Below are 14,088 nucleotides of genomic sequence, written 5' to 3' on the forward strand. Positions count from 1 at the left end.
CTTCCGTGAGGGCCGACTAAGGTCACTCACGGAAAGAGTAATCCCTATCCGTGAGGTGGAAGATGACCCAGATCAGCGAACAGCTCTCCGTCCAGGTCATCGGCGGGCCGACCGCGCTGATCGAGTACGGCGGCCTGCGGTTCCTGACCGACCCGACCTTCGACGAGCCCGGCGACTACGCGAGGCCCGACGGGAGGCCCGGTCTCACCAAGACCGCCCCGGCCTCGGTGAAACCCGCGGACCTCGGCCACATCGACGCCGTCCTGCTCTCCCACGACGAGCATCCCGACAACCTCGACGATTCAGGCCGTCGATTCTTGGCCGACGTGCCACTGACCCTCACCACGCCCAGCGGCGCGGGCCGGCTGGGCGGCACCGCGAAAGGGCTGGCGACCTGGGAGACCGTCGAACTCGGATCCGTGACCGTGACCGCCGCGCCCGCGCTCCACGGACCGGAAGGCGCGGAGAAGATCACCGGCGACGTCGTCGGCTTCGTGCTCACCGGCCAGGGCCTGCCGACGGTCTACGTCAGCGGCGACAACGCCTCGCTCGACGTCGTCCGGCAGGTCGCCGACCGGTTCGGCCCGGTCGACACCGCCGTGCTCTTCGCCGGTGCCCCGCGACTGAAGCCCGTCTTCGACGGCGCCCTGCTCGTCCTCGACAGCGCACTGGCCGCGGAGGCGACGCGAATCCTCGGTGCCCGTACGGTCGTCCCCGTGCACATCGACAGCTGGGGCCACTTCACCGAAGGCCGCGAAGACCTGGTGGCCGCGTTCACCTCCGCCGGTCTGGCCGATCGGCTGCGGTGATCCATCACCGGTGTGGCGGCGCGTGATCGAAAACGTGGTTACGTTCGAAAGGGCATGCAGACGAGAAAAGGGAGCATCGCCATTTCCGCCACCACACTCAGCATTCCCACGCCGGACGGTCAGTCCGACGCCTTCGCCGCATACCCGGACGAGGGTGGGACGCGTCCGGGCGTCCTCCTGTACCCGGACGCCTTCGGGCCACGACCCGTGCTCTGGGACATGGCCCGCGAACTGGCCGGACACGGCTACTACGTACTCGTCCCCAACGTCTTCTACCGGCACCGCCCGGCACCGGTGTTCGACCTTCCCGAGCAGATCACCGCCGAAGACCGACCGGCGCTCTTCGGCCAGATCATGCCCCTCGTCGAGGCGCACACCACCGAACGCGCCCTGAGCGACGCCGACGCCTACCTCGGCTTCCTCACCGCCCAGCCCGAGGTGAGCGCCGGACCGGTCGCCACGATCGGCTACTGCATGGGCGCCGTCCTCGCGATGCGCACCGCGACAGCCCACCCCGGCAAGGTCGCCGCCGTCGCCGGATTCCACCCCGGCGCCCTGGTCACCGACCAACCCGACAGCGCGCACCGACAGATCCCGAAACTCACCGCGCAAGTCCACCTCGGCCTCGCCGAGAACGACATGACCCCCGAAGCCATCACCGAGATCAGCCACGCGTTCGACGCCGCCGGTGTCGGCTACAGCTGCGAGATCTACCCCGGCACCGTCCACGGTTTCACCATGTCCGACACCGACGCTTATGACCCAGCCGGATCGAAGCGCCATTGGGAAAGGCTGCTGTCGCTTCTCGGTAGCGCGCTGACCTAGACGCCGGCACCTGCTTTGGTAACGCGAATCCGACGTGCTGCTGCGGGTCGGTTTTGTGTTGTGAAAGCCACTTTCGCAACCTTCAACGTTGCGAAAGTGGCTTTCACAACACGGCCGCTGAGAGTCATTGGGCCCAGGTTCGAATCCCGGACCGGGAGTAGCCCACTCGTGCCATATTGGGCCATATGCCGATCAGTCCCGAAAGCCTCGCGGAAACCGACTACGACGTCTTCGCCGAAGCGTATGCGGCCGAGAACGAGACCAGTCTCATGAACGCCTACTACACGCGGCCGGCGATCCTGAAGCTGGCCGGAAACGTGACAGGCAGGCGAATTCTCGACGCGGGCTGTGGAGCGGGCCCGCTGTTCGAGGCACTGCGCGACCGGGGTGCGATCGTGGCCGGCTTCGACTCCAGCGCGAAAATGGTCGAGCTGGCCCGAAAGCGGCTGGGCGCGGACGCTGCTCTTCAGGTCGCCGACGCGGGTAGCCCGCTTCCGTATCCCGACGCCGCGTTCGACGACGTCATCGCCGCTCTGGTGCTGCATTACCTGGAAGACTGGGCCGCGCCGCTGGCCGAGATCCGGCGCGTGCTGAAGCCCGGCGGCCGGCTGATCATGGCCGTCAACCATCCCACCATCTTCAAACTGGTCCACCCCGAAGCCGACTACTTCAAGACCGTCCAGTGGTCTGAGGAGTACACCTTCAGCGGTCAGAAAGCCGTGCTGACGTACTGGCACCGGCCACTGCACGCGATGACCGACGCCTTCACCACGGCAGGATTCCGGACGACCGTCGTCAGCGAGCCCTACCCGGCACCCGGCGCTCACGAGCGTTTTCCCGAGGAACTCGCGGGCAAGACCGCGTTCATAGGCTTCCTGTTCTTCGTCCTCGAAGCCGTATGACAGGACGTGGCGGGGTTTGAGGAACATCGGAACGAAAATCAGCGCTAAGCCTTGATCATGCTGGTCAGAGGCATGCTCTTCTATCGGCAAGCATCGGGTTGCAACGTTTGGATAACGGCGTGGAGTTTCGCCCGTCAGGACTGGGTGCCCGACCGCCGTGCTGCGACTTTTGCCGTGTACGACGGCGAGGTTGACGTCGACGCTGCGGCGATCGCGTGTCATTGTTCGAAGTGACCAGCGCGGATGCCCGAACGCCCGTGCACGCCCGGTGATCCGGAGCCGGTCTGCCGCATCGCGCGTCGTTGGTCAGCTCACGCGCCATCCGCTGTTCCAGCCGGGGAACTTCGCAGCGAACACGTCGAGGTCCAGGTCGAGTTGGTGAGCGGCGGGGGCGAACAGGGCGGCGTAGTCGGGGTCGGGCGAGTACAGCGTCCATCGGCGGCCGCGGTGGTCGAGGCCGTGCCATCACGCGTCGCCCTCGGCCGCCGTGACCGCCTCCGCCTTCGACGCCGACGCCGTGATCGCCTGGCCGAACCCGATCGCGCCGTGAAGAAGCTGACCATCAAGACCGGCAAGAACGCCGGACAGCACCCCTCCGTCGCCTCGCTCTACCGCGCCCTCGCCGACACCGACGCCTGACCAGGCACTACCCGACCACTTGGCAGGTTTCTCCCGTATCCCGGCGGTCCCCCTGGTTCCCAGGCTCCTGAGCACCGAGATCCGCCAGCGGCGACGAATTCGCCGCTCCGGCGCCGAACGGCCTGCCCAGCATGCTGCGACGCACCCCCGCGAGCGGCTCGCGGCGGTTGATCAGAACCCAGGCGGAGGCGGAGTGCTGTCGCCAGAGCCCCGGTTGCGCCTGCGTTCTCGCGCGAACATCTCATCTTTTCGTTTGAGCGCTTTCCTTGCTAGAAGCGCTTTCCTTGCGTCGTCGACTTTGTCCACCATGCCTGACGAAGAGTTGTCCAGACGACGTCTGAGCTCGTCGTGCCGTCTGCGCGCGTCGCGTGCACGTTCCTGGTCGCGCCGCAGCCGCTCCTCCAACTCCCGCTCCGACTCAGCTTTGCGCCTCGCACTCTCCAGGTTGGACCGGACAACGAGGTACCCCATGCCGCATAAGAGCGCGAGTAAACCCGCGATGACCAGCACGAGGAACGCCCTGACCAGTAGATCCGGTAGTGTCACATGTTCACGGTAGGTGCGTCGGGCAGTCTCAGAGGACCGCCATAAGCGCGTTTTCCACGTTCGATGGCGGCCTGCTTGTCGGCGTCGGTGGGCGCGGCCGGACCGGGGTGTCGTCGGGCCGCACGCCCAACTGGTCACCGCGCTGCTCGGCACCGCCGTGGCCTCCCACCTGGCCGACACCGGGCACGACGACGCCGAACTGTGGGGCGCGGCGATGAAAGCGCACGGCGTCGACACCGCGAACTCCGCCGCCGAACGCTACTAGGCGCGGCCGGGTTCCGCGCCGACTGCCGGACCGCCAAGACCCGCCGCGACCTGGGCGGGCTGCTCTACGCCGACGGCATCCACGACAGCCTGCTGCGGGCTGCGGGCAAGCACCACACCAGCAGCGCGAACAGCGTGATCCCGGCCCCGCGCCCCGCGTCGGAGTCCGTTCCGACGACCGCCCCGATGACCGCGTAGCCGCGCCATCGGCAACGGGTCGGCGCATCACCTGGTCAGGCGATGCGCCGACCCTGCTCGCACAACACCGTCACGCCCTGCTCCACAGCCTCCAGCGCCGCGGCGAGGCAGTCGGTCTGCGCGCCCGCAGGCGCGGCCCCCGCCACGCCGCCGGCGCCGAGCAGTGTCGCCGCGGCGACGCCCGGCAGTACGAGCAAAGTTTTCCGAAGCAAGTTCCTCATGATGTCCCCTCGAAACGGTCGGTTATCCGCACGCCCGAACGTATGGGCCGGGGGAGCACGGCTCCAGGCCTTTTCGCGCTGCCGAAAACGTGGCGCTGACCAGGCAAAACGCTCTCAGTTGTCCGCTGAGCGCCTAACTCGTCCCTCCTGGTGTCTTCCGTTCGGTCTCCGTCGCCTCCGGGCGGGCCGTTCTCGCCGTCATTCGATCCCATTTCCCCGGTACTCAGTCATAAGGGGCATTATCACCGTGCCTCCACGTGAGCTCAGTTTCGCGCATAGCACGCGCGAAACTAGATACGCGTATCGCGTAAACCGGCAAAACGGACTAGCGAACACGTGAACACGAGTGAAAGATGAGGATGGCAATTTCTCCTTGGCGACGACCTGGTGGAGACACCAGCGTCAGCGACGCCTGACCTGCCGTAGGCCGCCCGCGCGTGTCCCTGTTCGGGCGAAGATCTGTTGGCCGGACGTAAGTGGAGACGCGCTAGGTGGCCGATGTCGCGCCGGTCGAGATGAAGATCGGTCGACCTCCTCTCCCTAGATCGATGTGCACGTGAGGGGAGAATGTGCTGGGTCGACGTCGATCGGGACTTCAGCGGATCCGGTTGCCGGGGTGTCGGTGGCCAGTTCCAACTCCCCACTGGCGGCCAGTTGGCGGGGAGTTATCCGGCCGCGCCCGGTTACGCAGCGTGGCTCTAGACAGACGTGGCCGTAGCCCGTGGAGAGCTGCCCGCCCGTCGACTGGAGAGGCTTCGATCTGTCGGCTGCCAAGACCGAGGGACCACCACGTCGTCAGTCGTGGGACCACCGACACCAGCGCAGACGTGGAACGGGTTATTACGCGGTTCGTTGGGCCGCCGCCGCGTTCCTGAACGACCGCTCGGCGGCATGAGTGGACGCTCGTGCGAGGCAATGACACATTGCGCGTGAACGGTGACCGAGGTTTGAGCCACCCGCGTGGCCGCATGATCTAGCTTCCCGAGGGCGTGAGCGCGATTTTGCCGAGCACCTCGCCTACTTCCAGCTTCCTGTGATCCAGTACTTCTCGCCACAACAGAGGTACCTCGTGCACGATCTCTTCCGCCTCACCGCGAGCCGCGGCGGTGAACAGGTCGGCGGCCATGGCGCGCTGGTCGGGCACGGCACAATGTTGGCATTGAAGGTCGCGAACGACATCGCCTTCTGGAATGCCGTGAACAGCTCCATGGAGAAGTCGGGCGGCGGGCGCGATTCACTCTGATCCACACCCGCGCATGTACTGCGTTCGGTCAGCGCCGGACCGACATGATCGTTCGATGGGAGTAGTCGTCGTCGCCGTCCTCTTGCGTAGCGGGCGGCGAGGGCGGCGCAGCGGCATTCGCGGTCGACGTGTCCGGCGTCGCCTCGGCGATATTGTCGACGGCCGGCGGTGCGGCTCTGTCCTGGGCCAACTGCTGGATCTCCTCCGGGCTCAGCGGTTCCAACGCCTCGGCGAATTCGTCGGCGGCGCGAGCGAACGCGTCGCGGTAGGCGAGGCTGTCCGCAGCCTCGCGAAGAGTCATGTGGCCTGCCTGCACCTCGCGTGCCATCTCGGCGAACACGCGGTCGCCACCTCCCTTGGCAACTTCCCGAAGGGTCTCTTCTTGGAAGCGTCGGATCTCGTCATGGTCAATCGGCGAACGGGGGAGTCGGTCAAGAATCGAGCGGTCCATGAGCGTTCCTTCCAGGGTTGCGACTGATCAGAATTCTTCGCCGTCACCGGGGTGCTGGTAGTGATGGTCCTTGAGCTTGCCGAAATCGCACGCAGGAACCTCTTCGAGGTCGGCGGCTTCGCTCAGCGTCTCAAAAATCTTGACAAAGTCGGAAACTATGGACGCCAGCGCTCCGGCATAGCTGACACAGTTGATTATTTTTTCAACCCATCCACCTTGGAACGCTTCCTTGATCACAGTGGCCATAGTCAGCCCCTTGGCGCTGCCCGCAGTCAATATTGTGAACACAATATCCAAGACAGTGTTCACGACATCGTCAAAAAGGAGATGTATCTCAAAGATGAACTCCATGACGAGTTCGTAGCCTTGCTGGAGAGCGCTGAAGGCGTCGGCTTCGGTGTAGATCGCGTCGCGAAACTTCTCGAAGTAGACATGAGCTGCGTCCGCGGCCATCCCCTCCCAGCTGCCATGGAGGCTATCGGTGGCATCGTGAACGTTCTCCGCGATCAACTCCACACCCTTGGCGCATGACTTCCATACGGTCGCGCACTTTGCCCACGCCTCCCATTCGCCGATCCACCATTCGCGGATCGACTGAATGAAGTCGAAGCCAATGAGGTTTTCCAAAACCAACCGAGCGGCCCCGACGACACTTGTCCCGTTGAGGCTGTTGCGTGCCCAGAACTCGACTTTGCTACCGATCATCTCCTCTTTGGAGGGGATGGGGTCGAGCTTCAGTTCACTCTTGATGTCCTCGAACTTGGTCCATTTGGTGCTCGACGGCGCATGTGACCGCTCGTCTCCACCTCGACCCTCGTACTTCCCCAGGTAGAAGTCAGACTCCGGATAGCCCTCGTCGATCTTGGCGAGCTTGGCCGCGTTCGACTTTTCTTCCTCTCGGTAGTATTCGGCGACACGATGCATCTCGCTGCAGGAACCCCGGGCGATCCGGTCCATCTGCCGGGTGCGTTCCGCCATTGATTCGACAATGGTTTCGTGACCCAAGCAAAGGGCGTTGATAAGCCCTTCGTCGTGAGCGCTCATCTTGGTTTCCTTGGTGACGAGCTGCTCAACTTCGACCGCGCCGCCCGAGACGTCCTCCAGGAACTCGGCGTACTTGTCCAGAACATCTGGGTCTACGGTAAATGACACGGATCCTCCCCATTCCTTGTCGTAGCACTGACCGAGCACGCCAGGCTGTTCACGCGCCACGGCAGTGTGCGGCACCATGGTGCGCATCCGACCCTGTAGGAACCCTGTGCCGGTCTTGCATCTCACCGGACGCATCCGCTATACAGGCGAATCGCAGGCACGCCGGGGAGGGGGTTGGTGGGGCTTACATTCCAGGTGCTTGGCCGTGTCGAGGCCCTGCGCGCCGACCGGCCGGTCGATTTGGGTCACCATCGCCAGCGTGGCGTGCTGGCGGCTCTGCTGGCTGACGCCAACACCGCCGTGACGACGGACTCGCTCGTGGACCGGGTGTGGGGCGCCCAGGCTCCCGCACGTGCACGTCACGCGCTTTACAGCTATCTGTCCCGGTTGCGCCGGGTGATCGCCGCGTCCGCGGCGATCACCCGGCAGACCGGCGGCTATCTTCTTGCGTTGGACAGGGACGCGGTCGATATGCACAGATTCCGCCGGCTCGTCGGTGAGGCAGACGCGGCCACCGATGACGAGACCGCGTTGTCGCTGATCGAGCAGGCGATGCGACTGTGGCGGGGTGAGCCGTTCGCAGGCCTGGACACGCCTTGGTTCAGCTCGATCCGTGACCGGCTACAGGCGGAGAAGGTCACCGCACAGCTGCGCCGCAACGACCTCGCGCTGGACCTCGGCCGCCATGTCGAACTGCTGGCCGACCTGCGTGACGAGGCCGCGGAGCACCCGCTCGACGAGTACCTGGCAGGCCAGCTCATGCTGGCGTTGTACCGCGGCGGCAAGCAGGCTGACGCACTCGAGCATTTCCGGCGCGTCCGTGCGCGGCTGGCCGATGAGCTGGGTGCCGACCCCGGCGCTGAGCTGCGGAGCCTGCACCAACGGATCCTCTCCGCCGCGCCGTCCCTGTCCCTCCCGGCAGCCGGCCGTGGCGCGATCAACGTGGTCTCATCGCCAACGCCGCGCCAGCTTCCGGCGCCACCAGCGCATTTCGTCGGCCGCGCCGACGAGATCGCTGTCCTGGACAAGGCACTGGATGCCGATCCCGGCAGCGCGGTGATCACAGCGATCAGCGGCACGGGCGGGATCGGCAAGACCTGGCTCGCCCTGCGATGGGCGCACGACAACCTCGATCGGTTCCCCGGCGGGCAGCTCTACGCGGATCTGCGCGGCTTCGACCCGGCAGGCAACCCGCTGGCACCCGCGGATGTCATCCGGTCCTTGCTGGCTTCCTTGGAGGTGCCGCCAGAACGGGTCCCGGCCGACCATGCCGCCCAAGCGGCCCTCTATCGCAGCCTGTTGGCCAACCGCCGGCTGCTCCTCGTGCTCGACAACGCGCGCGACACCGAGCAGGTCCTGCCGCTGCTGCCGGGCAGTCCCAGCTGCCTCGTGCTGGTCACCAGCCGTAGTCGTCTATCCGGATTGGTGGCACGGCACAACGCCACTCCGGTCTCCCTCGAGACGTTGAGCGAGGTCGAGGCCACCGCCCTGCTGACCCGCAGGCTCGGCCAGGACAGGGTCGCCGCCGAACCGGCGGCCGCGGCGGAACTGATCGAGCACTGCGCGCGGCTACCGCTCGCGCTGGGGATCGCCACCGCCCGCGCGATGACCAATCCAGGGTTCTCCCTGCACGCCCTCGCCGAGGAGTTACGCGACGAGCACGACCGGCTCGACATCCTCGCCACGGACGAGCCGGCCGGCGACGTGCGGGCGGTGCTCTCCTGGTCCTACCAGGCACTCAGCCGCCGGGCCGCCCGTCTGTTCCGACTGCTCGGGCTCCATCCTGGACCTGACATCGCCCTGTACCCGGCGGCCTCGCTGGCAGGGTTCGGTCTGATCGAGACCCGTTCCCTGCTTGCGGAGCTGGCACAGACGCATCTGCTGGAGGAACATCTGCCCGGCAGGTACCGGTCCCACGACCTGCTTCGCGCCTACGCGGGCGAACTGGTCGCCGACGAGGACAGCGGGACGCGGCATGCGGCCATCCACCGGACCCTGGACCACTACCTGCACGCCGGCTTCGCGGCGGAGCGATACCTGGCGCCACATTGGGACCCGATCGTGCTCCCCGCTCCTCAGCGCCACGTCGCGATCCGCCGGATCGCCGACTACCGGCAAGCGATGCAGTGGTTGACCGCCGAGCAGGCCAACGTGCTCGCCGCGATCGAACTGGCGGTCCGCAACGGCTTCGACACGCACGCTTGGCAATTGCCGTGGACGCTGAGCACCTTCCTGAATCGGCAGGGATTGTGGACACTGCGAGTCACCACGCAACAGACCGCCCTCACGGCTGCCGACCGGCTGGACGACCCCAACGCCCAGGCCATCAGCCACCACCTGCTCGGACGCGGACAGGCCATCCTGCACCAGTACGAGGAGGCCTTCGAGCACCTGCACACGGCCCTGCGTCGCTATGCCGACCTCGGCGACCTCGGCGGCCAGGCGGCCATCCGCTTCTCACTCACCCAGGTGTGCATGCAGCGGGAGCGTCCCGCCGAAGCCGTCGACCACTGCAGCGTCGCACTGGAGCTCTACCGGGCGAGCGGCAACCCCGTCTGGGAGGCGTTCAGCCTCAGCGCGCTGGGTGGGTGCGAGGCCCTTCTTGGCCGGTACCCCCAGTCGCTCACCCACTGCCGCGAAGCACTGGAACTGCTCCACACGCTCGGCAACCAGGACGGCGCCGCGCACACACTGCGCTGCCTTGGATACGTCCATCACCAGCAGGGCGAGCACGCCGACGCCGTCGGCTGCCTCCGCGACGCCCTCGCGTTGTTCCGCGAACTCGGCGACAACTACCACGAGGCCGATACTCTTCATAAGCTCGGAGACGCGCTCCAAGCAGATGACCGATCCGGCCAGGCCCTGGCAGCCTGGAAACGGGCGGCGACGATTCTGGACCAGCTCGCCCATCCAGACGTGGACACCGTCCGCGCCAAGATCAATCGTCTTTGACCGTGGTGCCGCTATGAGCCGCGCGAGGCCGTGGCCGCAACGATCAACCAGAACTGCAACTTCTGGCAACAGTCCCCGGCGGCGAGCGTGGTGGAACGGTGAGTACTGGTGTACCAAGGCCTCAGCAATGGGCTATCCGGCCAGCGCGCAGGGCCGGGCGAGTATTGCAAGGTGGCGCCGCCGCGACGACGTCCGTATCCGGCGACGTCGAACAGCTCACGCGCCGAAGCTGTGACCGAAGGCAACATCTGCGCCAAGCTCGGCCGCTACCAGGACGCTCTCGACAACGATCGCGGTTGGGGAATATGACGTCTACGCCGGCAGGCCAACCGCCAAAATCGGTTTCACAGTAAACGAGACGGGATTTCTCATTGCAGTGAGACGTCACAGAGGAGGAGGGACAACGTCGGCGGGGTGCCGCAGGCGTCAGTTGGCTCTCGTCGTGCTGCTCGCCCTTGTCTCGGCGTGCGGGCCGGAGGGGTACGCGATCGACCCGCCCGTCGTCGCGGCGCCGTTTCCCTTGCTCGGCTCCGCGAGCGACTTCTACGTCGACGAGGACAACCCGGCCGCTGTCTGGGCGCGCTCGGCGCCGCCCGGTCCCGAAGCCGACGTCATTCGCGAGCAGATCGCCTCACAGCCGGCCGCTCAGGTCGTTCGCGCACCAGACCAGGTGAAACAGATCGTCGGCCGGGCCGCCGGCACCGACACGATGCCGATCCTCCTGGTGGCCCCGAAGCAGGCGGAAGCGTGCGAGACAGACCACCGCGCATGGCTCGACGGGATCGCGGCCGGCATCGGGGAGGCGCGTGCCTTGGTGGTGATCCGAGTGGGCGAGGGGTGTTCGACCGCGGCCGCGAAGATCCTCGGCGCGCTCGCTCGGACCATCGTCCTTCTCGATGTCTCCGACTCGCCCTCACCGGCGGCTGCCGCGGAGAAGGTCGCCTCGGCGGGGCGAGACGTGGACGGATTCGCGGTCAACGTTCGTGGCTACGACGAGACCACAGCGACCGTGAACGCGAGCGCCATCCGCCACCACCTGCTGGCCGCCACAGGCAGGAACGACTACTTCATGGTGGCCGACAGCAGCCGCGGCGGAGCACCGACCGCCGGGGACAGAACCAGGTCCTGAGGCCCGAGCGCGACAAGCTGCAACTGCTCTGGCTCACCACTCCAGGCCTCTCCGATGGACCATGCGGAGAGGCTCCCGCCAGTCGCGCCGGCGAGTTCGTCCCGGCACTCGCCTACGCGCTCGCGAAGCGCCCCTGAGCTCGGCTGGGTCAGGGAAGGGCTTTCCCGAGCTTGTCCAGGCCCTCAGTGATCCCGTCTTCGCTGCGCCGGTACGTGTCGGCGCCGGTGACCAGGCTGTCCGCGATCCCGCCGACCGTTTCCACGCCCGCAGTCAGCCGATCGCCGGCCGCGGTGAAGTGCTTGGTCATCGTGTCGCTGAAGGTGGCCGCGGCGGGAACCTCGCCGAGCAGCCGCGACACCAGTTGCAGCCGCGACACGGCGCCGGCCGCGCCGCTCAACGTGGACGTCGCCCCGTCCAGGACACCGGCGGCGCCGACCAGCGAGTCGGGGTCGGTTTCGTACCCGGCCTCGCCGGGGGAGAGCGCGCCGTCCGGGTCGAGGCCCAGCTCGTCCAGCGAGATCCTCGTCAGCTCGGGCTCGTCCCACTTCTCGCCCGGGTTCTTCTGGTAGCCGTAGGCGCCGGATTCGTGTGCCAGCACGATCTCACCGTCGATCTCGACGGCTTCCTCGACACCGTGCGAGTCGTAGCCGTCTTCGTTGCCCGGCTCGCCGCCCTTCAGTTCGATCTCTTCGCGATCGTTGAAGTCGTACCACTCCGGCGTCCGGTCCTGTTTGTAGAACTTGCCGCTGTGCCCGTCGGAGGAGGAGAAGATGAACTCGTCGTCGCGCACCACGACACCCTGGACGTTGTTCGGTGTCTCGATCGGCTCTCCGGCCTTGTCCGGCTGGGGTGAGCCTGAGCCGTTCGGGTCGAGGGGGATTTCGTAGAGCTGGTTGTTCTTGTAGTCGCCCACGAAGAGCTTGCCTTGGGCGTAGGTGACATAGCTGTGTGCGGGCGTCGGAACCACGTCGATGGCGTTGACCGGTTTGCCGCTGTCCTGTGCGGCGTCGAGTTCGGCCTTGTCGTAGACGTACACGTGTTCGTTGGACGACACCCAGACGTGTTCGCCGTCCGTCGCGACGCCGCCGGTGTGCGTGGGCGCGCCTACCTCGCCGTTGCCGTCGAGATAGACGTTCCCCGCTTCTTGGCCCGTCTCGTAGTCGACGTAGGTCAGCCTGCTCGGTGTCAGCCCCGGACCGAGCGGGGTGTCGCCGGACCCGTCTCCGTCGCCGTCGTGGTATGAGCCGACGAGCAGGTTCTTGCCGTCGTAGGCCAATCCCTGGGAGGTCCACGGCTGGCCGGGGTTGACGCCGCTGATGTCGGCATTACCGTCGCTGTCCCAGCCGCCGCCGGTCGTGGCCGCCAGGGCGTTCAGCTTGCCTTCGTAGGTCTGCTGCGCGGCGGTCAGAGCGTGGACGGTCTTCATCGCGATCTCCGGTGCTTCGAGGAGATCGCTCAGGCCCAGCTTCCGCCACGGCGCGATGGCCGTCTCCGCCGAGCTTCGCAGCGCGGAGTACGCCTGCGCGGCGCCTTTGACAGCCACCTCCGCGGTGGCGAGCTGGGCGTACACCTCGGCGAGGTCTCGCGAAGACTCCTTCGCCTTGCCGACGAACTCCGCCGACGCCGTACCGCGCCAGGACCGTGCCGCTCGCAGAGCGCCGTCGGAGATCCCGTCCGCGACGGTCTGCAACGACCGCTTCGCGTCGGCGATGGTGGTGCCGACCTCGGCGATGCCTGCCGCGTCGCCCGAGGTGAGCTTGGCGTAGAGCGGTTCGGGATCCAGGAACGGCATCGGCTTCTCCTCGGGCAACCCCTGTTCAGGGTGGGTCGTGCGCGTTCAGACGCCGCCAGGCGGACACCGGTTCCCGCGCATCACCCACCCCGCCACCCGCTCAGGACAGCATGCCGCCGTCCACCCGCAGGACCGTGCCGGTCACATAGGAGGCGCGGTCACTCAGCAGCCACGCCGCGGCCTGGGCGACCTCCTCGGGTTCGGCCACCCGACCCAGCGGAGTGCTCGCGTTGAGCCGGTCGAGGATGCCCGGCGAACTCTCGACCCACTCGGTGAACATCTCGGTCATCGTCGTGCCGGGTGCGACGGCGTTGATCCGGATCCCCTCCGGGCCGTAGGTGGCGGCCGCTGAAGCGGTGAGGCTGTTGACGCCGCGTTTCATCGCGCCGTACGCGGGGAGTTCCGGGTTGGCCATCAGGCTGCCGACACTGGTGTTGTTGACGATGGCCCCGGTCTTCGCGGTGGCCCGGATCGCCTCGATCTCGGCGACCATCGCCAGCCACGGGCCCTTGAGGTTCACCGCGTAGATGCGGTCGAAGTCGGCTTCGGTGACCTGGTCCATCGGGCCGGGCGGCACGTTCGTCGCGCCGTTGTTGAAGGCGACGTCGAGCCTGCCGTGCAGTTCCACCGCGCGGTCGACGGCCGCGCGGACGCTCGAAGCGTCGCCGAGGTCGCACACCACGTGGTCCGCGACGCCGCCCTCCGCGCGGATCTCCTCGGCGACGGCCTTGAGCTGGGACTCGGTGCGGGCGGCGAGCACGACACGCGCGCCCTCCCTGGCGAACAGCCGCGCGGCGGCGGCGCCGATACCGCGGCCGGCGCCGGTGACGAAGGCGACCTTGCCGTCCAGCAGGCCCGAAAAAGTTGTTGTCGTGGTCATGCCACCGAGACTTCACCGCCTCTCGGTGGCTATCCAGGCATCGGCGGTACCTGGCTGACGTACCGGCATCGTCCACACTGGAGTG

Annotated in this window: 12 protein-coding genes; 7 read left to right on the plus strand and 5 right to left on the minus strand. The window is 66.9% G+C overall.

The genetic code is table 11. The features are described 5' to 3' along the window. Nucleotides 1–62: 62 nt before the first annotated feature. The 4 genes from DL991_RS30580 (at nt 63) to DL991_RS43065 (ending at nt 3,175) form a co-directional block, all read left to right on the plus strand. The gene (locus tag DL991_RS30580; protein ID WP_125787827.1) at nt 63–809 is read left to right on the plus strand and encodes an MBL fold metallo-hydrolase; all 747 of its coding nucleotides are present in this window, start codon (nt 63–65) and stop codon (nt 807–809) included. A 54-nt stretch (nt 810–863) separates the two neighbouring features. Further along, nucleotides 864–1,634 (plus strand): dienelactone hydrolase family protein, encoded by a 771-nt coding sequence (locus DL991_RS30585; RefSeq protein ID WP_199746719.1) that lies wholly within the window; start codon nt 864–866, stop codon nt 1,632–1,634. A 185-nt stretch (nt 1,635–1,819) separates the two neighbouring features. Continuing rightward, nucleotides 1,820–2,536: a class I SAM-dependent methyltransferase gene (locus tag DL991_RS30590; RefSeq protein WP_125787828.1), complete on the plus strand. Its 717-nt coding sequence runs from the start codon at nt 1,820–1,822 to the stop codon at nt 2,534–2,536. A gap of 378 nt (nt 2,537–2,914) precedes the next feature. Then, nucleotides 2,915–3,175: a hypothetical protein gene (locus DL991_RS43065; protein ID WP_199746718.1), complete on the plus strand. Its 261-nt coding sequence runs from the start codon at nt 2,915–2,917 to the stop codon at nt 3,173–3,175. Nucleotides 3,176–4,218: 1,043 nt separating this feature from the next. On the opposite strand, the gene DL991_RS30600 is transcribed toward DL991_RS43065, so the two are convergent. After that, complete coding sequence (locus tag DL991_RS30600) at nt 4,219–4,404, minus strand: hypothetical protein (protein WP_125787829.1); 186 nt, start codon at nt 4,402–4,404, stop codon at nt 4,219–4,221. 1,069 nt (nt 4,405–5,473) lie between these two features. Between DL991_RS30600 and DL991_RS42720 the strand changes: the two genes are divergently transcribed. Next, nucleotides 5,474–5,647, plus strand: a complete 174-nt coding sequence (locus DL991_RS42720) for a hypothetical protein (RefSeq protein ID WP_158634471.1) — start codon at nt 5,474–5,476, stop codon at nt 5,645–5,647. A gap of 28 nt (nt 5,648–5,675) precedes the next feature. Here the strand turns inward: DL991_RS42720 and DL991_RS30605 are convergent, their stop codons facing one another. Further along, entirely contained in the window at nt 5,676–6,098 is a 423-nt protein-coding gene (locus DL991_RS30605; RefSeq protein WP_125787830.1) for a hypothetical protein, read from the minus strand. 27 nt (nt 6,099–6,125) lie between these two features. After that, the gene (locus tag DL991_RS30610; protein ID WP_125787831.1) at nt 6,126–7,337 is read right to left on the minus strand and encodes a hypothetical protein; all 1,212 of its coding nucleotides are present in this window, start codon (nt 7,335–7,337) and stop codon (nt 6,126–6,128) included. A gap of 90 nt (nt 7,338–7,427) precedes the next feature. On the opposite strand from DL991_RS30610, the gene DL991_RS30615 reads away from it, so the two are divergent. Together DL991_RS30615 and DL991_RS30620 are read left to right on the plus strand one after the other, a co-directional pair. After that, the gene (locus DL991_RS30615) at nt 7,428–10,202 is read left to right on the plus strand and encodes a BTAD domain-containing putative transcriptional regulator (RefSeq protein WP_125787832.1); all 2,775 of its coding nucleotides are present in this window, start codon (nt 7,428–7,430) and stop codon (nt 10,200–10,202) included. Nucleotides 10,203–10,644: 442 nt separating this feature from the next. After that, the gene (locus DL991_RS30620) at nt 10,645–11,331 is read left to right on the plus strand and encodes a hypothetical protein (protein ID WP_125787833.1); all 687 of its coding nucleotides are present in this window, start codon (nt 10,645–10,647) and stop codon (nt 11,329–11,331) included. Between the two features lie 148 nt (nt 11,332–11,479). Here the strand turns inward: DL991_RS30620 and DL991_RS30625 are convergent, their stop codons facing one another. Then, nucleotides 11,480–13,123, minus strand: coding sequence for a WXG100 family type VII secretion target (locus DL991_RS30625; protein WP_125787834.1), 1,644 nt, complete (start codon nt 13,121–13,123; stop codon nt 11,480–11,482). A gap of 100 nt (nt 13,124–13,223) precedes the next feature. Further along, the gene (locus DL991_RS30630; protein WP_125787835.1) at nt 13,224–14,003 is read right to left on the minus strand and encodes an SDR family NAD(P)-dependent oxidoreductase; all 780 of its coding nucleotides are present in this window, start codon (nt 14,001–14,003) and stop codon (nt 13,224–13,226) included. Between the last annotated feature and the right edge of the window lie 85 nt (nt 14,004–14,088).

This window comes from Amycolatopsis sp. WAC 01375, from assembly GCF_003947325.1.
Taxonomy (GTDB): Bacteria; Actinomycetota; Actinomycetes; order Mycobacteriales; family Pseudonocardiaceae; genus Amycolatopsis.

What these genes read in the sequence shown, in the direction of transcription:
- DL991_RS30580 (WP_125787827.1), top strand. Translation starts at nt 63, where the DNA reads ATGACCCAGATCAGCGAACAGCTCTCCGTCCAGGTCATCGGCGGGCCG.
- DL991_RS30585 (WP_199746719.1), top strand. Translation starts at nt 864, where the DNA reads ATGCAGACGAGAAAAGGGAGCATCGCCATTTCCGCCACCACACTCAGC.
- DL991_RS30590 (WP_125787828.1), top strand. Translation starts at nt 1,820, where the DNA reads ATGCCGATCAGTCCCGAAAGCCTCGCGGAAACCGACTACGACGTCTTC.
- DL991_RS30600 (WP_125787829.1), bottom strand. Translation starts at nt 4,404, where the DNA reads ATGAGGAACTTGCTTCGGAAAACTTTGCTCGTACTGCCGGGCGTCGCC.
- DL991_RS30605 (WP_125787830.1), bottom strand. Translation starts at nt 6,098, where the DNA reads ATGGACCGCTCGATTCTTGACCGACTCCCCCGTTCGCCGATTGACCAT.
- DL991_RS30610 (WP_125787831.1), bottom strand. Translation starts at nt 7,337, where the DNA reads ATGCGCACCATGGTGCCGCACACTGCCGTGGCGCGTGAACAGCCTGGC.
- DL991_RS30625 (WP_125787834.1), bottom strand. Translation starts at nt 13,123, where the DNA reads ATGCCGTTCCTGGATCCCGAACCGCTCTACGCCAAGCTCACCTCGGGC.
- DL991_RS30630 (WP_125787835.1), bottom strand. Translation starts at nt 14,003, where the DNA reads ATGACCACGACAACAACTTTTTCGGGCCTGCTGGACGGCAAGGTCGCC.